Raw genomic sequence first — 25416 nt, 5'->3', positions numbered from 1 at the left:
GCATCAACCGAGATCATCCTCAACACGAACAATAAGAAGGAATCACCTCATGCACAAGCAAACCCTGCTCGCGACCCTGATCTTCGGCCTGCTCGCCGGCCAGGCCGTCGCCGCCCCCTACCTGCCACTCGCCACCGATCTGCGCAACGGTCAGGAGCAGACCGCGACCAACGCCTGGCTGGAAGTGGACTTGGGTGCATTCGAACACAATATCCAGACCCTCAAGGATCGCCTCGGTGACAAGGGGCCGCAGATCTGCGCCATCATGAAGGCCGACGCCTACGGTCACGGCATCGATCTGCTGGTGCCCTCGGTGGTCAAGGCCAATATCCCCTGCATCGGCATCGCCAGCAATGAAGAGGCCCGCGTGGCCCGTGAGAAGGGCTTCGAAGGCCGACTGATGCGGGTGCGCGCCGCTATCCCGGCCGAGGTGGAGCAGGCGCTGCCCTACAAGCTGGAAGAGCTCATCGGCAGCCTGGAGAGCGCCAAGGGCATCTCCGACATCGCCCTGCGCCACAACACCCAGATCCCGGTCCATGTCGGCCTGAACTCCGCCGGCATGAGCCGCAACGGCATCGATCTGCGCCAGTCCGGTGCCAAGGACGAGGCCCTGGCCATGCTCAAGCTCAAGGGCATCACCCCGGTCGGCATCATGACCCACTTCCCGGTGGAGGAGAAAGAGGACGTCAAGCTGGGGCTGGCCCAGTTCAAGCTGGACAGCCAGTGGCTGCTCGAGGCGGGCAAGCTGGATCGCAGCAAGATCACCATCCACGCCGCCAACTCCTTCGCCACCCTGGAAGTGCCGGACGCCTACTTTGACATGGTGCGCCCGGGCGGCCTGCTCTACGGCGACTCCATCCCCTCCTACACCGAATACAAGCGGGTGATGGCGTTCAAGACCCAGGTTGCCTCGGTCAACCACTACCCGGCCGGCAACACCGTCGGTTATGACCGCACCTTCACCCTCAAGCGCGACTCCCTGCTCGCCAACCTGCCGCTCGGTTACTCCGACGGCTATCGCCGGGCGCTGAGCAACAAGGCCTATGTGCTGATCCAGGGCCAGAAGGTACCAGTGGTGGGCAAGACCTCCATGAACACCATCATGGTGGACGTGACCGATCTCAAAGGGGTGAAACCCGGTGACGAGGTGGTGCTGTTCGGCCGTCAGGGGGATGCCGAGGTGAAGCAGGCGGATCTGGAGGAGTACAACGGTGCCCTGCTGGCCGATATGTACACCATCTGGGGCTACACCAACCCCAAGAAGATCAAACGCTGATCGGCCATCTGATATGAAAAAAGGGCTCCCATGGGAGCCCCTTTTATTGGTTCTAGATGGCGCTGCGCTTAGGCAGTCTTTTTACGGGTCACCCAGAGGCTCAACCCCATCGAGCTCAGCAGGATCAGGGCCACGACGCCCAGGGCGATGTCACTCAGGGGGATCTTGAGCAGACCCCGCCGAGATTATTCACGCCGCCTTTTTACGGGTCACCCAGAGGCTCAATCCCATAGAAGTCAGCAGGATCAGCGCCACCACGCCCAGCGCTATGCCGGTGGGGATCTTGAACACCTCCAGCAGCAGCATCTTGACCCCGATGAACATCAGGATCAGCGCCAGCCCGTATTTGAGCAGGGCGAAGCGCTCGGCCACCCCTGCCAGCAGGAAGTACATGGCACGCAGACCCATGATGGCGAAGATGTTGGAGGTCAGCACGATGAAGGGATCCGTGGTCACCGCGAAGATGGCCGGGATGCTGTCCACCGCGAAGATGAGATCGCTCACCTCCACCAGCACCAGGATCAGCAGCAGCGGTGTGGCATAGCGCACCCCGTCACGCCAGACGAAGAAGTTCTCCCCTTCCAGGCTTTCGGTCACCTTGAAGCGGCGGCGCATCCAGCCCAGCAGCGGGTTGTTGCCAAGATCCGGCTCCTTGTCGGCGGCCCACAGCATCTTGACCCCGGTCAGCAGCAGGAAGGCGCCGAACAGGTAGAGGATCCAGTGGAACTGCTCGATGAGCCAGCTGCCGGCGAACACCATGCCGGCCCGCATGACGATGGCACCCAGCACCCCGTACAGCAGCACCCGGCGCTGCAGCTCGGCCGGGATGGCAAAGTAGCCGAACAGCATCAGCCAGACGAAGACGTTGTCCACCGCCAGCGCCTTCTCGATGAGGTAGCCGGTGAGGAACTCCAGCCCCTTCTGGTTGGCTATTTCACGGCCTGCGCTGTGATCCAGCCAGAACCAGATGGCCAGGTTGAACAGCAGCGCCACGCTGATCCAGACCAGGGACCAGATGCCCGCCTCCTTGAGCGACACCTTGTGCGCCTTGCCACCGCCGACGAAGCGGATGTCAATCCATAACAGGGCCAGCACTATGCTGAAGAAACCGGCCCACATCCACCATTCACCCATTTTCACTTCTCCCAGAAACGACAAAACCCACGACCGAGAGGCGTGGGTTTGCGTTTGGAGCAGATACACCTTGCCTCTCGGCAAGGTCTCACTTACAGCAAAAATATTGCTGCCCGGCTGCCGGGTGCACTGCAGGAAATGGGTGCACCGTAATGACGACAAACCGGCGAGAAGTTACTCCCCTTGTGCGGCGGATAGTATCAGCCTCGAAAGATAACGCCAAGAGGCATCTTATCCGCCACGGCAAAAAATCGGGGCGCCACCTGGGCGCCCCGCATACTCATCTCAGGCTCAGAGTGGATCCACCTTGAGACAGGAGACCGCGTGGTCAAAGTTCCCTTCCAGCATGGGCCTGGTCTTGGCACACTCGGGGCCGGCCACCGGGCAGCGGGTGCGGAACACGCAGCCGGACGGCGGGTTCATGGGAGACGGCAGATCCCCCTCCAGGATCTGGATGACCTTGCTGCGCTCCAGGTCCGGATCCGGAATGGGCACCGCCGACATCAGCGCCTTGGTGTAAGGGTGCAAGGGGTTGGCGAAGATCTCCTGGCGAGTGCCAAGCTCCACCGCGTTGCCCAGATACATCACCAGCACCCGATCCGAGATGTGCTTCACCACCGACAGATCGTGGGCGATGAAGATGAGCGACAGCCCCATCTCCTTTTGCAGGGACTTGAGCAGGTTGACCACCTGGGCCTGGATGGAGACATCCAGCGCCGACACCGGCTCGTCACAGATGATCATCTTGGGCTCCAGGATCAGCGCCCGGGCGATGCCGATGCGCTGGCACTGACCGCCGGAAAACTCGTGAGGATAGCGGTTCACCAGGTTGGGCAGCAGCCCCACCTTGGTCATCATGGTGCGCACCTTCCCCTTCACCTCATCCCGAGACAGCTTGGGATAGAAGGTGATGAGCGGCTCGGCGATGATGTCGCCTATGGTCATGCGCGGGTTGAGGGAGGCCAGCGGGTCCTGGAAGATCATCTGGATCTCCTTGCGCTTCTCCCGCAGCGCCCCCTGATCGAGCTGGGTCAGATCCTGGCCCAGCCACACCACCTTGCCGTCGGTGGCAGGCACCAGGCCGATCAGCGCCCGTGCGAAGGTGGACTTGCCACAGCCGGACTCGCCGACCACCCCCAGGGTCTCCCCCTCGTACAGGCGCAGGGTCACCCCGTCCACCGCCTTCAAGGCGGAGGGTTTGGCCCAGGGCCAGGCCTTGTCACTCTTGATGCTGAAGTGGACCTTGAGGTCGGACACTTCCAGCAGCAGTTTCTTGTCAGTACCCATTTAGTTTGCCCCCTTGATCATGGCATCCGATACCCAATGGCAGGCCCTTGTCCGTCCGTCGCCGAAGGGGGTCAGGATCGGGGATTGCTGGCCACAGATCTCGTGAGCCCGGTGGCAGCGCTCCTGGAAGGGGCAGCCGACGGGCAGACGCAGCAGGTTGGGCGGATTGCCCGGGATGGTGGGCAGCACTTCCCCCTCGGTGTCGAGACGGGGAATGGCGCGCAGCAAGCCCTCGGTGTAGGGATGACTCGGGCGATAGAAGATGTCGTTGACCCTGCCGTACTCCATGGTGCGGCCGGCATACATCACCAGCACCTTGTCACAGATGCCGGCGACGACGCCCAAGTCGTGGGTGATCATGACGATGGAGGTGTTGAACTCGCGCTTGAGCTCGTTCATCAGGGTCATGATCTGGGCCTGTACCGTCACGTCCAGCGCCGTGGTCGGCTCATCGGCTATGAGCAGCTGCGGGCGACACAAGAGTGCCATGGCGATCATCACCCGCTGGCGCATGCCACCGGAGAATTCGTGGGGGTACATGTTCATCCGCTTGCGCGACTCGGGGATCTTCACCGCATCGAGCATGCGTACCGACTCCTCGAACGCCGCCGCCTTGCTCGCCCCCTTGTGCAGCATCAGCACTTCCATCAGCTGATCCTTCACCTTCATGTAGGGATTCAAGGAGGTCATGGGGTCCTGGAAGATCATGGCGATCTTCTCGGAGCGGATCTTGTTGAGCTTGGATTCCGGCAGATTCAGGATCTCCTCGCCCTGAAACTTGGCCGACCCGGTGATGATGCCATTCTTGGCGAGCAGCCCCATGATGGCAAAGGCCGTCTGGGACTTGCCGGAGCCGGACTCGCCGACGATCCCCAGGGTCTCGCCGGCCGCCAGGGAGAAGTTGAGGTCGTTGACCGCCACCACATTGCCGTCCGGGGTCTTGAACTCGACCCGCAGATCTTTTACATCCAGTAATTTCATATAAACACTCCTTATCGATCTTTCGTGACGCTTTCCTGCCGATCCTTCAGACGCTATTAGCGGTCCTTGGGATCGAGGGCGTCACGCAGACCATCCCCGAGGAAGTTGAAGCAAAACAGGGTCACCACCATGAAACCGGCGGGGAACAAGAGTTGCCAGATGGCCACTTCCATCGACTTGGAGCCTTCATCCAGCAGGGCACCCCAGCTGGTCATGGGTTCCTGCACGCCGAGCCCAAGGAAGCTCAGGAAGGATTCGAACATGATCATGCCCGGCACCAGCAAGGTGGCGTAGACGGCCACGATGCCGAGCACGTTCGGCACTATGTGACGGGTGATGATCTTCCACTTGGAGACGCCACAGACGTGGGCCGCCTCGATAAATTCCTTGCTCTTGAGGCTCAGGGTCTGGCCTCGCACGATCCGCGCCATGTCCAGCCAGCTCACCGCGCCGATGGCGAGGAAGATGAGGGCCAGGTTGCGACCGAAGAAGGTCACCAGCATGATCACGAAGAACATGAAGGGGAAGGCGTTGAGGATCTCCAGTACCCGCATCATCAGGCTGTCGACCCGTCCGCCGATGAAGCCGGAGGCCGCGCCGTACAGGGTGCCGATGACCACGGCCACCATGGCGCCCATGATGCCCACCATCAGCGAGATGCGGCCGCCGAGCAGGGTGCGCACGAACAGATCGCGCCCCAGGCTGTCGGTGCCGAAGTAGTGACCCGCCTCCATGTCAGGGGCCGATTGCATGGCACCCCAGTCCGGATCGTCGAAGGTAAATTGGGACAGATGGGGCCCGACTATCACCGCCAGACCTATGATGGTCAGGATGATGAGGCTGGTGAGAGCCGCCTTGTTACGCAGGAAACGGCGACGGGCATCCTTCCACAGGGAGCGCCCTTCCACCACTTCCACTTTCTGGGCGAACGCCTCGATGGCTTCGCGCTTCTCAGTTGTGACAACCATGATGAACTCCCGACTTAGTAACGGATCTTGGGATCGATGACGGCATAGAGGATATCGACCACGGCGTTAAAGGTAATGGTGAGGGCGCCGACCAGAATGGTCAGACCGAGCACCATGGAGTAATCACGGTTGAGGGCACCGTTGACGAACAGTTGACCGATTCCCGGCAGGCCGAAGATGGTCTCGATCACCACAGAGCCCGTGATGATGCCGACAAAAGCCGGGCCCAGATAGGAGACCACAGGCAGCATGGCCGGACGCAGCGCGTGCCTCAGGATGATATGGCGCAGCGGCAAGCCCTTGGCGCGGGCGGTGCGGATGAAGTTGGAGTTCATGGTCTCGATCATGCTGCCGCGCATGATGCGCGAGATGGCGGAGATGTAGTACATCATCATGCCAAACACCGGCAGCACCATGAACTGCACCCCTCCCCCCTGCCAGCCCCCGGCGGGGAACCAGCCCAGATAAATGCTGAAGAAGAGCACCAGCAAGGGCGCCAGCACGAAGCCCGGGATCACCACCCCGGCCATGGCCGACGACATCAGCAGATAGTCGATGATGGTGTTCTGTTTGAGCGCCGCTATGGTGCCGAAGATGGCCCCCAGCATCACCGCCAGCACGAAGGCCGCCGAGCCAATCTTGGCTGAGACCGGCAGCGCCTGGCTGACCAGATCGTTGACGCTGAAGTCCTTGTACTTGAAGGAGGGGCCCAGATCGCCTTGCACCAGGTTGCCCAGATAGGTGAGGTATTGCACGCCGATGGGCTTGTCCAGGCCGTATTTGGCCTCGATGTTGGCCAAGACTTCCGGCGGTAGGGCGCGTTCGCTGGTAAAGGGGTTGCCAGGAGCGAAGCGCATCATGAAGAAGGAGACGGTGATCAGGACCAGCAGGGTCGGGATCGCTTCCAGTAGACGTTTAAAAATGAATTTCAACATAGACATTTCCTGTCCTGTACTGCTTCCAAAGGGTCGCGGTTGTAATAAAGGCCCGCCGTCTGGCGGGCCTGCTTGTTATGCGACTTGTTGCTTTACTCAGTGAGCAATGATGTACATGTCTTTGCTGTAGAGGTTATCCAGCGGGTTGGCCGGGTAGCCGCCCACATAAGGCTTGACCATACGGGAGGTCACGTACTGGTAGATGGGTGCGATCGGCATGTCCTTGGCCAGGATATCTTCGGCCTGGACATAGAGCTTGTTGCGTGACTCTGCATCTACCTGGTTGCGCGACTCGGCCATCATCTTGTCGAAGGCAGCATTGGAGTACTTGCCGTCGTTGTTGCCGTGGGTGGTCTGCATCAGATCCAGCATGGAAGAGGCTTCGTTGTAGTCGGCGATCCAGCCACGACGAGCCACATCAAACTGACCCTGCTTGAGCGTTTCCAGGTAGGTCTTCCACTCCTGGTTCACCAGGCTCACCTGCACGCCCAGCTTCTTCCACATGGAGGCGACGGCCACGGCCACCTTCTTGTGGTTGTCGTCGGTGTTGTAGAGCAGTTCAAACTTGAGTGGATTGTTCGGGCCATAACCGGCCTCGGTCAGCAGCGCTTTGGCCTTGGCATCGAGCTCGGCCTGGCTCAGCTTGGACCAGGCCGGTGCAACCGGCTTGAAGCCGTCCACAAAGTCCGGCACCAGGGCATAACCCGGGGTCTCGCCCTTGCCCATCACCTTGTCGGCGATCACGTTGCGATCGATGGCATAGGTGAGCGCGGTACGTACCCGCACGTCGTCATAGGGTTTGCGCTTGGTGTTGAAGGTGTAGTAGTAGGTACCCACGTAGCCACTGACCTGCACCTCACTCGGGTGCTCCTTCTTCATCTGCTTGAAGCGCTCGATCGGCATGTTGTAGGTCAGATCGAGTTCACCGGCCAGATAGCGGTTCAGCTCGGCGTTGGTGGACTGGATCGGCAGGTAGGTGACCTTGTCGACCACTGTCTTGGCGTTGTTCCAGTAGTTGGGGTTGCGCTCGACATCGACGCGCTCGTTGACTACCCAATCCTTCAGCTTGTAGGCACCGTTGGAGACCATGTTGGCCGGCTGGGTCCACTTGTCACCAAACTTCTCGATCACCGCTTTCGGTACCGGGTAAGTGGTGGTGTGGGACAGCATGCTGACGAAATAGGGGATCGCTTTTTCCAGCTGCACTTCGAAGGTGTAGTCGTCTGCGGCCTTCACGCCCAGCGTGTCGGCAGGCTTCTTGCCAGCGATGATGGCACTGGCGTTGACGATGGTCGGAAGCTCCATGTACCAGGCATAGGGAGAGCCAGTCTTGGGGTTGACTGCACGCTGGAAGGCAAAGACGAAATCATGGGCTGTCACCGGCTCGCCATTGGACCACTTGGCATCTTTGCGCAGGTGGAACACGAAGTGTTTGTTGTCCTTGGTTTCCCAGGATTCGGCCACGCCGGGCAGGGTCTCACCCTTGGGGCCTGAGCTGACGAGCCCCTCGAACAGGTCACGCAGAATATTGGATTCGACCGTTCCTTCGGTCTTGTGCGGGTCCAGGGTAGCGGGTTCTGAACCGTTACCTTTCACCAGAGACTGCTCGGGGGCGAGCTTGGTGCCAGCGGGGACATCTGCGGCCTGAGCCAGGCTGGCCCCACTGAATAGCGCAGCCAATAAAAGGGTATTTATCATTGTTTTTTTATGAGTCATTTCCATTTACTCCAACAAGAACATTCCATGCATTTGCCATAAGTGCGAGCCTGAGGTCGCAATCAGCATAATTCCCTGTCATTTCTGATAATGCAACATATATCATCAGAGCTGGTGCTAAGCCTTGGTCAAATAAACAGCTTTTAAGCCATTCCCTAGCATTTAAACAGGCTGGTTTGGTGCTTTTATATACAGCCCCGCCCGATTCTAGGAAATGGCTAACAAAAAAGAAACAATAAAAAGCCGGTCACTGGGACCGGCTCCGACAAAACAGACCTGAATCACATCAATCCGGGGAAGACGCCCTTGACGCCAGCCACCATGATCTCGATGCCAAGGGACATCATGATGAGCCCCATGATCCGGGTCACCACGTTGATGCCGGTGTTCCCCATCAGTTTGAACAACAAGGGGGCGGCACGGAAGATGAGCCAGGAGCAGTACGCAAATGCCATGGCCACCACGAACATGCCCAGCAATTGGGGCCAGGTTTTCTGGCTGGCATAGACAATAGAAGAGGAGATAGCCCCGGGCCCCGCCATCAGCGGCAGCGCCAGCGGCACCACGGCGATGGATTCCCGCGCGGCCAGTTCGCCCTTCTCCTGCTTGTTATGCTTCACTTCGCCCAGCTTGCCTTGCAGCATGGACCAGGCGATTAGAGTGATCAGCGAACCACCGGCGATGCGAAATGACGCCAATGAGATGCCGAAACTATCCAGGATCAGCTGCCCCATGCACATGGAGACCATCAGGATCACCACCACCGCAATATGGGCAGTGGTATTGGTCTTCATCCGCTCTTCCGGCTGCATGTGGCCCGTCAGGCTGACAAAGACCGGCAACAACCCAAGCGGGTTGATGATCGCAAACAGACCAACAAAAAATTTCAGATACAAAGAGACGTCAATTGCTGCCATAGGCGCCATCCAGAATCAAACGGGGCCACATGGGCCATCCCAACAAAAACTGTGCGTAAATTTACACCATGCTCATGACCTTCACCAATCAAATAATCTCACCCTTTCCGTGGCTTTTCAGTTAGTTCCTCTAATGAATCGACATAATTCAACATATCGAGTTGTTAATGCCAGCCTGGTGAAATTAACATTTTGGCAAAATTCATTAGCGCTTTATCTGACCACCTTGTCTTGTCGCGATATTTTGCATCGCAAAAAGAGACATTTTCATTGATTGATATGGAGCCAGGTTGCAATGAAACCGGATGCGCAGCCCCTTGGCGCGGCGGCTCTCCGACTCGCGTTGCCAACTGATTATCGACGATCTCTGTCCTAACATTTTGGCCCAGAGTCAGGATCAGGGTCGAACGGAAATCACACTATCGCATGTCAACCCGTGCCGGCATCTTCTGCTGTGACCGCCGAGGGCCAGCAAGCGGCCCTTTGGGTGTACAGATGGATGAAAAAAACACGCTTTTTTGCCGCAAACAACGGTAACAAGGTAAGGGGCTACCGCGAGATGATCGCCTTCGAATCCAGCGCGCCCCTGACCCACTCGGGCCGAAGGCGCTCGAGATCCCTTGGCGCATCTTCACTAACCATTTGAAAAATTAAACATATCCCTTAATTAATGCAGGGATTATCGCCGCCAGACCCCGCCCTGCTTGCAGATCGCCTCAACCGATCTACATATATGAAACAAAATTTCTTTTGTTCTTTTGTTACATATGATCCAGATCAAGTTTTTCTGCAGCGACCCCGCTCTATAATCGACTCAGAAAGCAATTTAGTAAGGCATGTAAATACCCCGTTGTGGTGATTCTATCCTTGACAGGAAGGCTATAATTGCCGGGCATTGCCAAGGTCTTACTAAACAGTTTTCAAATCATCAGGAGATAAACATGGCAGTAACCAATTTGGCTGAACTGGATGCACTGGTTGCCCGCGTCAAAGAAGCACAGCGTGAATTCGCCAGCTTCTCGCAAGAGCAGGTAGACAAGGTTTTCCGTGCCGCCGCCCTGGCCGCCAGCAACGCCCGTATCCCCTTGGCCCAAATGGCCGTGGCAGAGTCCGGTATGGGTATCATCGAAGACAAGGTTATCAAGAACCACTTCGCCTCCGAATACATCTATAACGCTTACAAAGACGAGAAGACCTGCGGCATCCTGAGCCAGGATGACGAGATGGGCACCATGATCATCGCCGAGCCGGTAGGTATCATCTGCGGTATCGTTCCGACCACCAACCCGACCGCTACCGCGATCTTCAAAGCCCTTATCTCCCTGAAGACTCGTAACGCCATCATCTTCTCCCCGCACCCCCGCGCCAAGAACTCCACCAATACCGCTGCCAAGCTGGTACTGGATGCAGCCATCTCCGCCGGTGCACCGAAAGACATCATCGGCTGGATCGATCAACCTTCCGTTGAGCTGTCCAACGCGCTGATGAAGCACAACGACATCAACCTGATCCTGGCCACCGGTGGCCCGGGCATGGTGAAAGCCGCTTACTCCTCAGGCAAGCCTGCTATCGGCGTAGGTGCGGGTAACGTGCCGATCGTCATCGACGAAACCGCCGATGTGAAGCGTGCCGTCGCCTCCATCCTGATGTCCAAGACCTTCGACAACGGTGTGGTCTGTGCGTCCGAGCAAGCTGTCATCGTGGTTGACTCCATCTACAACCAGGTGAAAGAGCGTTTCTCCAGCCACGATGGCTACATCCTGTCCAAAGATGAAGCTGACAAGGTACGTAAGGTGCTGCTGATCAACGGCGCGCTGAACGCCGATATCGTGGGCCAGCCGGCCACCAAGATCGCGGCCATGGCTGGCGTGACTGTGCCTGCCACCACCAAGATCCTGATCGGTGAAGGTCTGGAACTGTGCGCTGAAGATGAGTTCGCTCACGAGAAGCTCTCCCCGACGCTGGGTATGTTCCGTGCCAAAAACTTCGAAGACGCCGTTGATATGGCCTGTGACATGGTCAACATCGGTGGTATCGGCCACACCTCTGGTCTGTACACCGACCAGGATCGCAACGCCGACCGCATCAGATACTTCGGCGACAAGATGAAGACCGCCCGTATCCTGATCAACACCCCCTCCACCCAGGGCGGTATCGGTGACCTGTACAACTTCGCTCTTGCTCCTTCCCTGACCCTGGGTTGCGGCTCCTGGAGTGGTAACTCCATCTCCGAGAACGTCGGTCCCAAGCACCTGATCAACAAGAAGACAGTCGCAAAACGGGCAGAAAATATGCTGTGGCACAAACTTCCGAAATCCATCTATTTCCGTCGTGGCTCCCTGCCGATCGCCCTCGGTGATCTGGAAGGCAAGAAGCGTGCAATGGTGGTTACCGACCGTTTCCTGTTCAACAACGGCTATGCCGACGACGTGGTTCGTCTGCTCAAGAAGCTGAACATGGAAGTGGAAGTATTCTACGAAGTAGAAGCCGACCCGACCCTGTCCATCGTCCGCAAGGGCGCCGAGATGGCCAACTCCTTCAAGCCGGACGTAATCCTGGCGCTGGGTGGTGGTTCACCGATGGATGCGGCCAAGATCATGTGGGTCATGTACGAGCACCCGGACACCGCGTTCGAAGATCTCGCCATGCGCTTCATGGACATCCGCAAGCGTATCTACAAGTTCCCGAAAATGGGCGTGAAGGCCGAACTGGTCTGTATCACCACCACTTCCGGTACCGGCTCTGAAGTCACCCCGTTTGCGGTAGTCACCGACGACGCCACCGGCATGAAGTACCCGCTGGCCGACTACGAGCTGACCCCGAACATGGCCATCGTCGATGCCAACCTGGTCATGAACATGCCCAAGTCCCTGTGCGCCTTCGGTGGTGTGGATGCGGTCACTCACGCCATGGAAGCCTACGTTTCCGTACTGGCTAACGAATACTCCGATGGCCAGGCACTGCAAGCGCTGAAGCTGCTGAAAGAGTATCTGCCGTCCAGCTACCAGAACGGTGCCAACGATCCGGTTGCTCGCGAGAAGGTGCACAATGCTGCGACCATCGCCGGTATCGCATTCGCCAACGCCTTCCTGGGTGTCTGTCACTCCATGGCGCACAAGCTGGGTGCTGAATTCCACATTCCGCACGGCTTGGCTAACGCCCTGCTGATCAGCAACGTCATCCGCTACAACGCGAACGACAACCCGACCAAGCAGACCGCGTTCTCCCAGTACGATCGTCCGCAGGCTCGTCGTCGTTACGCCGAAATCGCCGACCACCTGGGTCTGACTGCGGCCAGTGACCGTACCGCTGCCAAGATCGAGAAGCTGCTGGCCTGGCTGGACGAGCTGAAAGCGACCTTAGGGATCCCGGCCTCCATCCGTGAAGCCGGTGTGAACGAAGCCGACTTCCTGGCCAAGGTTGACCAGCTGGCCCTGGAAGCCTTCGATGACCAGTGCACCGGTGCCAACCCGCGCTACCCGCTGATCACCGAGCTGAAAGCCATCCTGATGGACACCTACTACGGCCGTCCCTTCACCGAGGAAGCTCAGGTAGCGACCAAGGTGGAAGCCAAGGTAGAGACCAAGGTTGAAAGCAAGAAAAAATCCAAGGCCTGATAACTGGCCTTGTGATAGAGAGCCCGCGCACCTGCGCGGGCTTTTTTATTTGTCTATCTGTTTAATTTTGCTAGCTTGTTGGTAGGTAACTACGACACAAGAGCGCGTTATGGCGTTGATCCAAGCCTCTATCGAGCAGTTGAGAGTCGGCCACTACATCCATCTCCCCACGGGATGGACCAGTCACCCTTTCATGTTCAATGCCTTCAAGATCCGCGATCAGCATCAGCTCGACATCATCCGCCACCTCGAACTCACCCTGCTGATGGTGGATCCCACACGAAGCGATCTCCCGGTCGAGCCCCTCTTGCACGGTGATGCGATCCCCGTGATCACTCAGCCCCTTCCCCTCGACGAGCCCCTCCTCCCCGAGCCGGCCATGTTCGACGAGAAGGCCTTTCGCCGCTCCCTGCGCGCCGCCGACAAGGCATTCGGCCAATCCCTGTCCGAGCTGCGCGATGCGCTTGGCGCCCTCAACCTCAAGCCGGACGAGGGGCTGGCCCACACGGCGCAGATAGTGCGCGATGCCGCCGCCCGCATGGCCGCCCACGAGGGGCCGCTTGGCTTGCACCTGATCCGCAGCCAGCACACGGATATCCTGCTGCAGCACAGCCTGAGCGTGGCCTTCATCGCCATGCTGATGGCCCGCGAGCTGGGCATGAGCCCCGTCGAGATGGAAGAGGTGGGGCTGGCCGGGCTAGTCCACGACATTGGCGAGCTCAGGATCCCGAGCCAGATCACCCAGAAGCGGGGGGAGCTCAGCCGGGCCGAGTTGAATTTTCTCAACATGCACCCCCAGTACGGGCTGGAGATGCTCAACCACCTGCATGCATTTGAACCCAGGATCCGTCAGGTCGCCCATCTGCACCACGAGCGGCTCGACGGCAGCGGCTTCCCGCTCGGCAGCAAGGGGGGAGAGATCCCTCCCCTCGCCCGCCTCATCGGCCTGGTGGATTACTACGACGAGCTGCTGCACCCGCGCAGCAGCGCCACCCCGGCGGCGCCGAGCCAGGCCATAGCCCAGCTCTACAAACAGTCCCAGAAGAAGTTCGATCAGGATCTGGTCAAATTGCTGATCAAGGTGCTGGGGGTCTATCCACCCGGCTCCCTGGTTCGCCTCGACGACGGCTTGGTGGCACTGGTGCTCTCCACCGAGCCCAGCATGCCGCTCAGACCCAAGGTGCTGCCCTACTGCAAGGCGCAGCGCCCGGAAGGGGTGCCGATGATCGATCTGCGGGAGGACGGGAGAGCCATCACCGCCTGCATCAGGCGGGAGGAGCTGGACGAGGGGCAACGGCTGTTTTTCAACCTGACCCGGCGCTTCTGTTACTATTTCGCCTTCTGAGTTATCCCCAGAAGCTGGGGATAACTCATTGGACAAACCTGAATAATTGCCCAATCCCCCTCAAAATGGTCCGCTATTGAACCTGAATAAAAAACGCCCAGCCAGAAGGCCGGGCGGAGCATGCTACCTCCGTGTAGCGTATCCAGCGGATACATTCATGCTCTCTTCAGCAATACCAAGCCTGAATCGATTACACAAATATCAATTTAACATGCTGATTTTATATGGTTTTACTCCAGCATTCTGGCAAACTGCTCGCCGCGATACACCCATTGCCCGAGACGGAACAGGATCCGGATCACAAAACGCCGTGCCGGGGCCACTGCGCGCCATGGTTTTAAAGGAACGTTTTTTATGCAGTTAGTCCTCTCCCTGCTGCAGCAGATGAGCGTCAGCCTGGTCATCGCCTACCTCTTTTCCAAGAGTCCGCTGCTGCGCCCCCTGGCCAACTACTCGGTCAGGCTCCCCCACAAAGTCTTGATATACGTTATTTTTTCCTGCTTTTGCATCCTCGGCACCTACGTCGGGCTGGACATAGATGACGCCATCGCCAACACCCGCGCCGTCGGCGCCGTGCTGGGCGGGCTGCTGGGGGGTCCGCTGGTGGGCTTTCTGGTGGGACTGACCGGTGGCCTGCACCGCTATACCCTCGGCGGATTTACCGATCTCGCCTGCGCCATCTCCACCACCTGCGAGGGCTTGCTGGGTGGCCTGGTGCACTGGCGGCTGATGCGGACCAACCGGGTGGATGCCCTGTTCAAACCCCGGATCGCCTTCTTCACCACCCTCTACGCCGAGATCTTGCAGATGGTCATCATACTGCTGGTCGCCACGCCCTTTGAGCAGGCCCTGCTGCTGGTGCGCACCATCGCCACCCCCATGATCCTGGCCAACTCCTGCGGGGCGGCGCTCTTCATCAGCATGATCCGCGACCAGCAACGGATGTACGAGAAGTTCTCCCGGGTCTTCTCCGCAAAGGCGCTCACCATCGCCAACCGCACCGTCGGCATCATGACCCAGGGCTTCACCGTCGAGGCGAGCAACAAAATCGCCCGCATCGTGCAGGAAGAGACCGGGGTCGGCGCCGTCGCCATCACGGACACCGACAAGATCCTGGCCTTCATCGGCACCGGCGAGGATCACCACAAGCCGGGCACCCCCATCACCTCGGCCATCACCCTGCAGGCCATCGCCCGGAACAAGGTGCTGTTCGCCGACGGCAACCGCCAGCCCTATCGCTGCAGCATCTCCCCCCAGTGCCAGCTCGGCTCGGTGCTGGTGATCCCGCTGCAAGGGGACAAGGGGGTGATAGGCACCATCAAGCTCTACGAGCCCAAGAAGCGATTGTTCCTCAAGATCAACCACACCCTGGGGGAAGGGATCGCCAACCTGTTGTCCCAGCAGCTGCTGAGCGGCCGGCTGGAGCAGCAACAGCGGTTGCTGGTGCAGTCCGAGCTCAAACTCATCCAGGCCCAGATCAACCCCCACTTCCTGTTCAACACCCTCAACACCATCAGCGCCATCACCCGGCGCGACCCCGAGCGGGCACGCCAGCTGCTGCTGCATCTGTCACGCTTCTTTCGCAAGAACCTCAAGCGCCAGAGCGACATGGCCACCCTGCAGGAGGAGCAGGAGCACTGCCAATCCTACCTGGAGATCGAGCAGGCCCGCTTTGGTGAGCGATTGACAGTGCAAAACGAGATCCCGCCGCGGCTGGGCCAGCTGCAGTTGCCGAGCTTCACCCTGCAGCCCCTCATCGAGAATGCCATCAAGCACGGCATCTCCACCCTGCTGGAGCATGGCCGCATCCGCCTCTACGCGGAGGAAACCCCCGAGCTGGTCAGGCTCTGCGTCGAGGACAACGCCGGCGCCTGGCAGGGGGATCTGACGGGGGACGGGCTCGGCATGAACATAGTGGACCGCCGCCTCAAGAGTGCCTTCGGCGATCGCTTCGGCCTCAACGTCCAGTGCGAGCCGGAGCAATGGACCCGGGTCTCCTTCAGCATCCCCAAGGCGCCCCGGCCCCCTTCCCAGGAGATAACATGATCCGCATCCTGATCGTCGATGACGAGCCCTATGCCCGCGAAGAGTTGGCCGAGCTGCTCGGCACTGAACCCGATATCGAGATCCTCGGCTCGGCCGCCAACGCCCTTGAGGCGCTGCCGCTCATCCAACGACTCAAGCCGGACGTGGTGTTTCTCGATATCCAGATGCCCAAGCTCAGCGGCATGGAGCTGGTGGCCATGCTCGATCCCCTGCCCCGCATCGTGTTCGTCACGGCGTTTGATGACTACGCCATCCAGGCCTTCGAGGAGAACGCCTTCGACTACCTGCTCAAGCCGGTCGAGCCCGTCCGGCTGGCCAAGACGCTGGCGCGCCTCAAGCAGGATCTCACCCCCCAGTCCATCACCTCGCTGGCGCCCGCCATTCGCCACATTCCCGGCTACCTGCACAACCGGGTGCGGCTGCTGCCCATAGAGCAGGTGGAGTATGCCTTCTCGGATCTCGGCGGGGTGCACGTCGCCTGCCAGGGTGAGCTGTTTCACACCCAACTCACGCTCAAGTCGCTGGAGGAGAAGACTCCGCTGCTGCGCTGCCACCGCCAATATCTGGTGGCTCCACACGCTATCTTCGAGATCCAGTTGCTGGAGAATCAGCTGGCCCAGATCGTCACCCAAAGCGGGGCCAAGGTGCCGGTCAGCCGTCGCTACCTCAAGGAGCTGAGGGATGAGTTAGGCCTGGAGTGACCTGGCCTGAGTGTGCGCCGGCTCACAGTCGGCAACCGCTCGGGTCGCCATGCCGCCGCTCACCACCTTTACCTGCCGTTAACAGAAGAGCCCACTTAGACTGGCCGCGCACACCATAAAATAACAATGCTGGAGCGTAACAATGATCTGGTTCTTCCTCTGCGTCGGCCTGCTAGTGGCTGGCTATTTCTTCTATGGCAAGTTCATCGAGCGGATATTTGGCCCGCAACCCGAGCTCGCCACCCCCGCCATCACCATGGCCGACGGCGTGGACTATGTGCCCATGTCGGACAAGAAGGTCTACCTGGTTCAACTGCTCAACATCGCCGGGGTCGGCCCCATCTTCGGCCCCATCCTGGGTGCCCTGTACGGCCCGGTCGCCATGCTCTGGATAGTGTTTGGCTGCATCTTCGCCGGCGCGGTCCACGACTACTTCTCCGGCATGCTGTCGGTGCGCGCCAAGGGCGCCTCGGTACCAACCGTGGTCGGTGAACACCTGGGTACCACCGCCAAGCACTTCATGAACCTGTTTGCCGTGGTGCTGCTGATGCTGGTGGGTGTGGTGTTCGTGCTGAGCCCGGCGGGCCTGCTCGCGAACCTCACCTCCACCGATCTGGTCTACTGGATAGTGGCGATCTTTGCCTACTACATCCTCGCCACCATAGTCCCTATCGACAAGATCATCGGTCGCTTCTACCCCATCTTCGGCGCCCTGCTGGTGTTTATGTCGGTCGGTCTCATCATCGGCCTCATCGTCTCCGGCAAAGGCTTCTACAACACCGGGATGGACTTCTCCAACCTGCACCCGACCGAGCTGCCGCTGTGGCCGCTGCTGTTCATCACCATCGCCTGTGGCGCCGTCTCCGGCTTCCATGCCACCCAGTCCCCGCTGATGGCGCGCTGCATGCAGAACGAGAAGTCCGGTCGCTTCATCTTCTACGGCGCCATGATAGGTGAAGGGATCATCGCCCTCATCTGGTGCACCCTGGGACTCTCCTTCTACGACAGCACCGAAGCGCTCAACGCCACCCTGGCGAGCGGCGGCCCGGCGGCCGTGGTGCACGAAGTCTCCACCAGCCTGCTCGGCACGGTCGGCGGCATCCTGGCCATCCTCGGCGTGGTGATCCTGCCCATCACCTCAGGTGACACCGCGTTTCGCAGTGCCCGCCTCATAGTGGCGGACTTCCTGAAGCTGACCCAGAAACCCATGGCCAAGCGACTGCTGATCGCCGTCCCCATGTTCATCCTCGGCTTCATCATCTCCAAGGCGGAGTTTGGGGTTATCTGGCGCTACTTCGGCTGGGCCAACCAGACCACCGCCGTCATCATGCTGTGGGCCGCCGCCGCCTACCTCATCAAGGAAGGCAAGCTGCACTGGGTCTGCACCATCCCCGCCATGTTCATGACCGCCGTGGTGTTTACCTACCTGGCCAACGCGCCCATCGGCTTTGGTCTGGCGATGGACATCTCCACCATCATCGGCCTGGTGTGTACCGCCGTCATCACACTGGCCTTCCTGATCAGGTTCAGGCCATCCCGGCTGAGCGCGGTGAAGGAGAACTAACCCGCGTATCGCACCCAAATAAGAAGGCCCGGCATCGCTGCCGGGCCTTCTCGTTTTCCCTCTGCATTCACCCCTGTCTGGCCGCCGGACGCGCCTCTGCGGGCGCCTCGGCCGGGGCCTGATACCAGTGATCTCTGGCCACCAGCACCGCCTGCTCCGGCTGGGCGATGAAGTTGGGGGACATGATCTGCACCCCGAACTCGTTGAACACATCCTGGATGTGGCCATGCAGCTCCGTCTTGACCACCGCGGGCAACAAGCCCTCCTTCATGCGCACCTGCAGCTCGTATTCCACATACCAGTCCTGCAGGTTGAGCTGGCGCACCAGCGGCGGCTCGGCCTGATTGAGCTGCTGGCAGCGCCGCGCCGCCAGTTCCAGCATGGCGTGCACCTGACGCCAGGGGGTGTCGTAGCCGATGGTCACCTTGGTCAGCAGGGCGACCCCCTTGTCCCCCGCCAGTCGCGTGAGATTGGTCACCCTGCCGCCGACCACCACGGCATTGGGCAGGGTCACCTCGTGATCCTGACGCGTCACCAGCTTGGTCGAGAGGGCGTTGAGCTCGGTCACCATCCCCTCCACCTCGCCGATCTGCACCAGATCACCGGGCCGCAGGGCACGGGAGTAGATGAGCACCAGGCCGCTCATGGCATGGTTCATGATCCCGGCCGAGCCCAGAGTCACCATCAGCCCGAAGAAGACGCTGATCCCCTTGAAGGCGTCGGAATTGGCGCCGGGCAGGTAGGGATAGGCCACCGTCAGGGCGAACAGCCAGATCACCACCGAGAGCAACCGCCGGGTGGCGCCTATGGTCTCGGCGTGCAGGCCCTGCACCCGGAACTGGCCGCGCTCGATGCGATCGAACACTATGGCCAGCATCCGGATGAAGAAGCGGGTGATGACGATGATCAGCAGCACCGTTACCAGCCCCGGCATGGCCGAGATCATACCTTCCAGCATGTCGCCGCACAGGGTGAACAGGGAGTCTCCCAGCCGCTCGCTCCAGGCCCGCGTTTGCGGAAAGAGCCCCAGCACATAGGTGAGCCAGCCATAGGTGAGCGCGAAGATCAGCAGCAGCGTCAGCAGACTCAGCAGGCGAGCCTCGACATTGCCCGCCACCTGGCGCCACTGATGGGGGATCAACCCCCTCTGCAACAGCAGGCGGTTGGCGAGCCACTTCTTGACCAGCCGCAGCCCCTTTTGCAGCAGCCAGACTAGGCCAAAGAAGAGGGCACTGGCCAGCAGGGTCTTGCCGACGGCCTTGAGCAGATAGGGGGCTGAATGCAGCTCAAGATACTTGATGCGGACCTCATCCAGGCGCAGCCGGACCCGCTCGGCCGCCTGATCCAGCGTCAACTCATCGAATTCGTCCAGATCGCCGGCCAGCAGCACCAGAATGCGCTTGCCGTTCACCATGAACTCCCGGCTATCCTGGCCGACCCGAGTCCCCTTGGCCACGGTGACGGGCGAGTTCAAGTCGCCGGGCGCCATGGCCTGGAGCCGTTCATGGACCAGCCGCACCCTGGCCGCCCCATCCAGGCTGCCATACTTGGTCTGCAACATGACGATGGGCTCATGGAGCAGGATCAGGGTCTGTGACCGCTCCTGCTCGGTGGGAGCCATCCTGGGCTCTGCCGCCCAGCCGATCCTTGCCGACAACAGGCTGACCAGCAGCAGCCCTCCCCATAACAGACTCATCCAGCATGGTCTTTTCATCGCTAACTCATCTCCTTGAGCTGTGACATCCGAATCCCTTTTCCCCTTTGATTTTACAGAAAGAAATTCATCGTGCGCGGTTTATGACCAGCCAATGAACCGAGGCTGTACCGGAATGTCAACACTCTGATTGCAGTCTTGCGCTGACGTAATATGCTGTCATCATGCACCAGAAACTATGGGTGCAAGTCAGTGTGTGACCTTGCAGCCTCGATTGGAGACATTAATGATACCTGATTACATACTTACCTACGTTGCCCTCGGGATATTGGTGTTTGTCGTTCTGGTCATGTTCTACGGTGTAATCGTTATTCACGATATCCCGTATGAAATTGCCAAACACCGCAATCATCCCCATCAGGATGCGATTCACGTGGCGGGCTGGGTTAGCCTGTTCACCCTGCATGTGCTCTGGCCCTTCCTCTGGATCTGGGCCACGATTTATCGTCCCGATCGGGGCTGGGGTTTCAATCAGCGTCTGGAAAAAGACGAGAATGAGATCTCCACGCTCAAGCAAGAACTTGCCGCATTGCAAGCCCGTATGGCAACGCTCGAACAGACCGAAAAGTAGGTAATATTTCATGGACTTGCTACTCATTCTTACCTATACAGCCATCTGTGTAGGGATTTTCAAGATCTTCAAGATCCCGCTCAACAAGTGGACAGTGCCGACGGCCGTGCTCGGTGGCGTCTTCATCATAGGGGCGCTCATCGTACTGATGAACTACAACCACCCCTATTCTGAAATGTCGCGCAACTACTACGTCTCCACCCCCATAGTGCCTCTGGTGAAGGGCCGCGTCAGCGAAGTTGATGTCAAGCCCAACCAGAAAGTCAAAAAGGGAGATGTGCTGTTTCGCATCGAGTCGGAGCCCTTCGAGCAAAAGGTCGCCAGCCTGACGGCGCGGCTCGACTCCAATCAGGATTTCCTCAAGGCACTCGGTGCCAGACTGCGTTCAGCCAGCCTGGATCGCGATCGTGCCCTGGAACTGGTACGCCGCGGCATCGGCAAGCAGCGTGACCTCGACGTCACCCAGGCCAACGTGGACGACATCGTCGCCCAGCTGGATCAGCAAAAAGCGACCATCAATGATCTGCAGGCACAGCTCAACGAGGCCAAGTACGCGCTGGAGCAGACCGTGGTCTACGCCCCGAGCGATGGTCACGTCGTCCAGCTGGCGCTGCGCCCCGGCATGATAGCGACCCCCTACATGTATCGCCCTGTGATGACCTTCATCCACGAGGACGATACCTCTTATGTCGGCTGGTTCTGGCAGAACAGCATGCAGCGACTGGCGGTCGGCGATGAAGCCGAGGTGGTGATCGACGGTATCCCAGGCAAGATCTTCAAGGGTGAGGTACAAGCCGTGATCCCTGCGATCGCCTCGGGTAACGTGCAGGCCAACATAGGTTTGCTGGATCAGACCTCAGCTCAGGTGCCGGGCCGTCTGCCTGTCCTCATCAAGATCACCGACCCCGAGTGGTCCAAGTATCAGGTGATCGCGGGCTCGAGTGGCCAGGCCGCCATCTACACCGATTATTTCCACCATGTTGCCATCATGCGCAAGATTCTGCTGCGCATGGGTAGCTGGCTCAACTACCTGTTCCCCTTCCACTAAGCAAGATTGCACTCTCTCGGCGGGCCAGAATCATTCTGGCCCGCTTCCTTTGGCGGCGAGACGCCCGTCACCACCTTGCCCCATATCACTTCTGCCCTCTCACGCCTGCCCGCTGCATTTTGGCGGCAAGATCCCTATAATGGCGCCATCTCGCACCGACCAGTCTCCTCATGTTCGTTCTCAGACCCTATCAGACAGACGCAGTCAACGCCGTCATCCAGCACTTTCGTCAACGTCCGGATCCCGCCGTGGTGGTATTGCCAACCGGCGCCGGCAAGAGCCTGGTGATCGCCGAGCTGGCCCGCAAGGCCCGTGGCCGGGTGCTGGTGCTGGCCCACGTCAAGGAGCTGGTGGAGCAGAACCACGCCAAGTACGAGGCCTGGGATCTGCGTGCCGACATCTTCGCCGCCGGGCTGGATCGCAAGCAGGCCAGCGCCCAGGTGGTGTTCGGCTCGGTGCAGTCGGTGGCCCGCAACCTGGCTGCCTTCGATGGCGCCTTTTCGTTGCTCATCATCGACGAGTGCCACCGGGTCTCGCTCGATGATGACAGCCAGTACCATCAGGTGATCGGCCATCTCAGAGCCGCCAACCCGGCCCTCAAGATCCTCGGCCTCACCGCCACCCCCTACCGGCTGGGGCTGGGCTGGATCTACCGGCGCCACTATCACGGCATGGTGAAGAGCCACGGCGAACGGCTGTTTGGTGACTGCGTGTTCGAGCTGCCACTGCGCTACATGGTGAAGAATGGCTACCTGACCCCGCCCCGGCTGGTCGATGCCCCCATAGTCCACTACGACTTCAGCAAGCTGGTGCCACGGGAGAACGGCCTGTTCAGCGAGGCGGATCTCAATGGCGAGCTCAAACGCCAGCAGCGGGTCACCCCCCATATCCTGAGCCAGGTGCTGGAATACGCCGCCGATCGGCAGGGGGTGATGATCTTCGCCGCCACCGTCGAGCACGCCCGCGAGATCCAGGGCCTGCTGGTGGCCAAAGAACAATCCGCGGCCCTCATCACCGGCGAGACCCCGGGCCCGGAGCGGGATGCCCTCATCCACGCCTTCAAGGCGCGGGAGATGAAGTTTCTGGTCAATGTGGCGGTGCTCACCACCGGCTTCGATGCCCCCCATGTCGATCTCATCGTGATGCTGCGCCCTACCGAGTCGGTGTCGCTCTATCAGCAGATCGTCGGCCGCGGCCTGCGCCTGTCGCCGGGCAAGGCCGATTGCCTGGTGCTCGACTACGCCGGCAACAACTTCAACCTGTTCGCCCCCGAAGTGGGGGAGCCCAGGCCCCATGCCGGCACCGAGCCGGTGCAGGTGCCCTGCCCCGCCTGCGGCTTTGCCAACACCTTCTGGGGCAAGACCGACGAGGATGGCAAGGTGATCGAACACTACGGCCGCCGCTGTCAGGGGCTGTTCGAGGATGACGAGGGCAACCGGGAGGAGTGCGACTACCGCTTTCGCGCCAAGATTTGTCCCGCCTGCGGTGCGGAGAACGACATCGCCGCCCGCCGCTGCCAGAGCTGCGATCAGTTGCTGGTGGATCCGGACGACAAGCTCAAAGAGGCGCTCAATCTCAAGGATTGCATGGTGATCCGCTGCGCCGGCCTCACGCTCGCGGCTGGCCGGGGCAAACAGGGGGAGCGGCTGGAGGTCACCTACCACGATGAGGACGGCCTGACCCTGACCGAATACTTCGGCTTTCACTCCCCGGCCGCACGGCGCTTGTTTCAACAGCACTTTGTGCGTCATCATTGGCCCGCCCCGGGCCTGGAGCCCGAATTCACCACCCTGGACAGCGTGCTGGCTGCCGGCACCCAGTTTCGTCATCCGGATTTTGTCATCGCGCGCAAGTCCGGGCGCTTCTGGCAGGTGAAAGAGAAAATTTTTGATTATCAGGGTCGATACCGTACCGCGGACACCCTGAGTTAGCGCCCGCTTCTTGCTGGCAGCTGTGAGAGCGAGTCATTGGCTACCAGGGTCGATGTCGTACCGCGGACACCTTAGTGAGTGCCTGCTCCAGGCGAGCGGGTGAGAGAGTAAATGGTTGGTTATCAGGGTTGGCATCGCACTGCCGACCCCTTCGTCAAGTTAGAGGATCTTATGCAGCGGCTGTTGATTGGTTTTTGTGCTCTGTTTTCCATGGTGGCCCACGCCACCCCGCTGACCCCGCCCAAGGGGGGCCAGTACGCCATCATAGTGCAAGGCAACGGCGGGGTTGAATTCGCCCGTCACGCCGACGACATGATAGCGCCCGCCTCCACCATGAAGGTGCTCACCGCCCTGGCCGCCCGCCTCGAACTCGGCGCCGACTTCCGCTTCGCCACCGACGTGCAGGCCCAGCCCGGCGCCAAGCAGGGGGACGTCATCAATGGCGATATCTGGATCAACTTCGTCGGCGATCCCACCCTGTCACGGATGGATCTGGTGGCCCTGTTCAAGCAGCTCGGGGTCACCCGCATCCAGGGCAATGTCTACGTCAACACCGGCGCCTACAACGGCTACGAGCGCGGCAACGGCTGGTCCTGGGGGGATCAGACCCTCTGCTTCGCGGCACCTGTCTCCTCCGTCATCATCGACAAGAACTGCGCCTACGGTACCATCACCGCCACCCAGATTGGCAAACCGGCCATCGGCAACGTGGCCACCGGCGTGCCCATCGGCATAGGGGCCGACAACGTGGAGGTGATGAGCTATGGCGACATGGCGCGCCAGTTCTGCGCCCTGGAAGTGGACATGGCCAAGGGCAACTTCTACGAGCTCAAGGGCTGCATCAGCCCGAACAAGGAGCCGCAGGGCCTGCGCTTTGCCATCCACGACGTGGAAGCCTGGGGCTGGGACAACATCCGCTGGGCCATGAACCGCGCCGGGATCAGCCACGACGGCCTGCTGCGCGTCACCCACAAGGCGCCGGTGGGTGCCGAGACACTGGCCACCCACTACTCCGTCTCCCTGCCCGTCATGCTGAGCAAGATGCTGAAGAGATCGGACAACCTCTACGCCGACACCTTCCTGAAGACGGTGGGTCGCCACTATTACAACAAGCCGGGCAGCTACCGCAGCGGCACCATGGCGGTGCGCGCCATCCTGACCAAGAACGGCATCGATCTCGGCAACGCCACCCTGGCCGACGGCTCGGGCCTCTCCGCCCACAACCTCATCAGCGCGCGCCAGATGCTGTCGGTGCTGAACTTCATCCAGAAGAATGATGCCGAGCTCGACTTCATCAAGTTGCTGCCCAGCGCACAGGTCGACGGCACCCTGGCCTGGCGCCGCAGCGTCACCGCCCCCATGATGAAGAACAAGGTGCATGCCAAGACCGGCACCATCACCGGCACCTCCAACCTGGCCGGTTTCATCGACACGGCGAGCGGTCAGCGCAAGGCCTTCGTCATGTTCCAGCGCGGTCTGTCCCAGGATCCGGCCACCCATGAACGCTACCGTGCCAGCAAGGCACCCTGGCCCTGGACCGGATTTGAGAAAGGAGTGCTGGAGAGCATCTACCAGCAGCAACCCATCCAGATTGCCGAGCAATAAATCGGGGCCCTCATTAGCCCTGGACCGGGTTTGAGAAGGGGCTGCTGGAGCGCATTTACC

Annotated in this window: 18 protein-coding genes; 10 read left to right on the top strand and 8 right to left on the bottom strand. The window is 60.1% G+C overall.

Going from position 1 to position 25416, the window contains the following annotated elements; all coding sequences use genetic code 11:
* Window positions 1-49: 49 nt before the first annotated feature.
* On the top strand, window positions 50-1276 hold the full coding sequence (gene alr / locus AACW18_RS06190) for an alanine racemase (protein ID WP_218388114.1): 1227 nt from the start codon (window positions 50-52) through the stop codon (window positions 1274-1276).
* Between the two features lie 189 nt (window positions 1277-1465).
* On the opposite strand, the gene AACW18_RS06185 is transcribed toward alr, so the two are convergent.
* The 7 genes from AACW18_RS06185 to AACW18_RS06155 all read right to left on the bottom strand — a co-directional run bounded on the left by AACW18_RS06185 (window position 1466) and on the right by AACW18_RS06155 (window position 9214).
* Complete coding sequence (locus AACW18_RS06185) at window positions 1466-2410, bottom strand: TerC family protein (protein ID WP_218328003.1); 945 nt, start codon at window positions 2408-2410, stop codon at window positions 1466-1468.
* A gap of 291 nt (window positions 2411-2701) precedes the next feature.
* Window positions 2702-3697, bottom strand: a complete 996-nt coding sequence (gene oppF, locus AACW18_RS06180) for a murein tripeptide/oligopeptide ABC transporter ATP binding protein OppF (protein ID WP_218290368.1) — start codon at window positions 3695-3697, stop codon at window positions 2702-2704.
* The gene (locus AACW18_RS06175; RefSeq protein ID WP_042654533.1) at window positions 3698-4678 is read right to left on the bottom strand and encodes an ABC transporter ATP-binding protein; all 981 of its coding nucleotides are present in this window, start codon (window positions 4676-4678) and stop codon (window positions 3698-3700) included.
* A gap of 56 nt (window positions 4679-4734) precedes the next feature.
* Complete coding sequence (gene oppC, locus AACW18_RS06170) at window positions 4735-5646, bottom strand: oligopeptide ABC transporter permease OppC (protein WP_218388113.1); 912 nt, start codon at window positions 5644-5646, stop codon at window positions 4735-4737.
* A 14-nt stretch (window positions 5647-5660) separates the two neighbouring features.
* Window positions 5661-6581, bottom strand: a complete 921-nt coding sequence (gene oppB / locus AACW18_RS06165) for an oligopeptide ABC transporter permease OppB (protein ID WP_218388112.1) — start codon at window positions 6579-6581, stop codon at window positions 5661-5663.
* Window positions 6582-6677: 96 nt separating this feature from the next.
* Complete coding sequence (locus AACW18_RS06160; RefSeq protein WP_218388111.1) at window positions 6678-8297, bottom strand: ABC transporter substrate-binding protein; 1620 nt, start codon at window positions 8295-8297, stop codon at window positions 6678-6680.
* Between the two features lie 281 nt (window positions 8298-8578).
* A complete protein-coding gene (locus AACW18_RS06155) occupies window positions 8579-9214 on the bottom strand; it encodes a YchE family NAAT transporter (RefSeq protein WP_042654529.1) in 636 nt (211 codons plus the stop codon).
* Between the two features lie 941 nt (window positions 9215-10155).
* Here AACW18_RS06155 and adhE point away from each other — a divergent pair.
* The 5 genes from adhE (at window position 10156) to AACW18_RS06130 (ending at window position 18487) form a co-directional block, all read left to right on the top strand.
* On the top strand, window positions 10156-12831 hold the full coding sequence (adhE, locus tag AACW18_RS06150; protein WP_042654528.1) for a bifunctional acetaldehyde-CoA/alcohol dehydrogenase: 2676 nt from the start codon (window positions 10156-10158) through the stop codon (window positions 12829-12831).
* A gap of 109 nt (window positions 12832-12940) precedes the next feature.
* Window positions 12941-14176, top strand: coding sequence for an HD-GYP domain-containing protein (locus tag AACW18_RS06145; RefSeq protein ID WP_218388110.1), 1236 nt, complete (start codon window positions 12941-12943; stop codon window positions 14174-14176).
* A 354-nt stretch (window positions 14177-14530) separates the two neighbouring features.
* Window positions 14531-16222 (top strand): sensor histidine kinase, encoded by a 1692-nt coding sequence (locus AACW18_RS06140; RefSeq protein ID WP_218388109.1) that lies wholly within the window; start codon window positions 14531-14533, stop codon window positions 16220-16222.
* On the top strand, window positions 16219-16923 hold the full coding sequence (btsR, locus tag AACW18_RS06135) for a two-component system response regulator BtsR (RefSeq protein ID WP_218388108.1): 705 nt from the start codon (window positions 16219-16221) through the stop codon (window positions 16921-16923). Before AACW18_RS06140 ends, btsR begins: the two co-directional genes overlap by 4 nt.
* A 142-nt stretch (window positions 16924-17065) precedes the next feature.
* Window positions 17066-18487, top strand: a complete 1422-nt coding sequence (locus tag AACW18_RS06130; RefSeq protein WP_042654524.1) for a carbon starvation CstA family protein — start codon at window positions 17066-17068, stop codon at window positions 18485-18487.
* A 67-nt stretch (window positions 18488-18554) separates the two neighbouring features.
* Here AACW18_RS06130 and AACW18_RS06125 read toward each other — a convergent pair whose 3' ends face one another.
* Complete coding sequence (locus AACW18_RS06125) at window positions 18555-20183, bottom strand: mechanosensitive ion channel family protein (protein WP_218388107.1); 1629 nt, start codon at window positions 20181-20183, stop codon at window positions 18555-18557.
* A 244-nt stretch (window positions 20184-20427) separates the two neighbouring features.
* Between AACW18_RS06125 and AACW18_RS06120 the strand changes: the two genes are divergently transcribed.
* From AACW18_RS06120 to dacB, 4 genes are all read left to right on the top strand, one after another.
* A complete protein-coding gene (locus AACW18_RS06120; RefSeq protein ID WP_126623294.1) occupies window positions 20428-20772 on the top strand; it encodes a DUF3302 domain-containing protein in 345 nt (114 codons plus the stop codon).
* Window positions 20773-20782: 10 nt separating this feature from the next.
* On the top strand, window positions 20783-21820 hold the full coding sequence (locus tag AACW18_RS06115; RefSeq protein ID WP_042654522.1) for an HlyD family secretion protein: 1038 nt from the start codon (window positions 20783-20785) through the stop codon (window positions 21818-21820).
* A 170-nt stretch (window positions 21821-21990) separates the two neighbouring features.
* The gene (locus AACW18_RS06110; RefSeq protein WP_218388106.1) at window positions 21991-23751 is read left to right on the top strand and encodes a DEAD/DEAH box helicase; all 1761 of its coding nucleotides are present in this window, start codon (window positions 21991-21993) and stop codon (window positions 23749-23751) included.
* Between the two features lie 171 nt (window positions 23752-23922).
* Window positions 23923-25356: a D-alanyl-D-alanine carboxypeptidase/D-alanyl-D-alanine endopeptidase gene (gene dacB, locus AACW18_RS06105; protein WP_218388105.1), complete on the top strand. Its 1434-nt coding sequence runs from the start codon at window positions 23923-23925 to the stop codon at window positions 25354-25356.
* Window positions 25357-25416: the final 60 nt, after the last annotated feature.

The sequence above is a fragment of the Aeromonas sp. sia0103 genome (assembly GCF_963895295.1).
In the GTDB taxonomy this organism is placed as follows: Bacteria; Pseudomonadota; Gammaproteobacteria; order Enterobacterales; family Aeromonadaceae; genus Aeromonas; species Aeromonas encheleia.
This window is presented reverse-complemented; position numbering and strand designations above follow the sequence as displayed.

What these genes read in the sequence shown, in the direction of transcription:
- AACW18_RS06125 (WP_218388107.1), bottom strand. Translation starts at nt 20,183, where the DNA reads ATGAGTCTGTTATGGGGAGGGCTGCTGCTGGTCAGCCTGTTGTCGGCA.
- oppC (WP_218388113.1), bottom strand. Translation starts at nt 5,646, where the DNA reads ATGGTTGTCACAACTGAGAAGCGCGAAGCCATCGAGGCGTTCGCCCAG.
- AACW18_RS06145 (WP_218388110.1), top strand. Translation starts at nt 12,941, where the DNA reads ATGGCGTTGATCCAAGCCTCTATCGAGCAGTTGAGAGTCGGCCACTAC.
- AACW18_RS06155 (WP_042654529.1), bottom strand. Translation starts at nt 9,214, where the DNA reads ATGGCAGCAATTGACGTCTCTTTGTATCTGAAATTTTTTGTTGGTCTG.
- oppF (WP_218290368.1), bottom strand. Translation starts at nt 3,697, where the DNA reads ATGGGTACTGACAAGAAACTGCTGCTGGAAGTGTCCGACCTCAAGGTC.
- dacB (WP_218388105.1), top strand. Translation starts at nt 23,923, where the DNA reads ATGCAGCGGCTGTTGATTGGTTTTTGTGCTCTGTTTTCCATGGTGGCC.
- AACW18_RS06110 (WP_218388106.1), top strand. Translation starts at nt 21,991, where the DNA reads ATGTTCGTTCTCAGACCCTATCAGACAGACGCAGTCAACGCCGTCATC.
- AACW18_RS06160 (WP_218388111.1), bottom strand. Translation starts at nt 8,297, where the DNA reads ATGACTCATAAAAAAACAATGATAAATACCCTTTTATTGGCTGCGCTA.
- AACW18_RS06140 (WP_218388109.1), top strand. Translation starts at nt 14,531, where the DNA reads ATGCAGTTAGTCCTCTCCCTGCTGCAGCAGATGAGCGTCAGCCTGGTC.
- AACW18_RS06185 (WP_218328003.1), bottom strand. Translation starts at nt 2,410, where the DNA reads ATGGGTGAATGGTGGATGTGGGCCGGTTTCTTCAGCATAGTGCTGGCC.
- alr (WP_218388114.1), top strand. Translation starts at nt 50, where the DNA reads ATGCACAAGCAAACCCTGCTCGCGACCCTGATCTTCGGCCTGCTCGCC.
- adhE (WP_042654528.1), top strand. Translation starts at nt 10,156, where the DNA reads ATGGCAGTAACCAATTTGGCTGAACTGGATGCACTGGTTGCCCGCGTC.
- AACW18_RS06130 (WP_042654524.1), top strand. Translation starts at nt 17,066, where the DNA reads ATGATCTGGTTCTTCCTCTGCGTCGGCCTGCTAGTGGCTGGCTATTTC.
- oppB (WP_218388112.1), bottom strand. Translation starts at nt 6,581, where the DNA reads ATGTTGAAATTCATTTTTAAACGTCTACTGGAAGCGATCCCGACCCTG.
- btsR (WP_218388108.1), top strand. Translation starts at nt 16,219, where the DNA reads ATGATCCGCATCCTGATCGTCGATGACGAGCCCTATGCCCGCGAAGAG.
- AACW18_RS06175 (WP_042654533.1), bottom strand. Translation starts at nt 4,678, where the DNA reads ATGAAATTACTGGATGTAAAAGATCTGCGGGTCGAGTTCAAGACCCCG.
- AACW18_RS06115 (WP_042654522.1), top strand. Translation starts at nt 20,783, where the DNA reads ATGGACTTGCTACTCATTCTTACCTATACAGCCATCTGTGTAGGGATT.
- AACW18_RS06120 (WP_126623294.1), top strand. Translation starts at nt 20,428, where the DNA reads ATGATACCTGATTACATACTTACCTACGTTGCCCTCGGGATATTGGTG.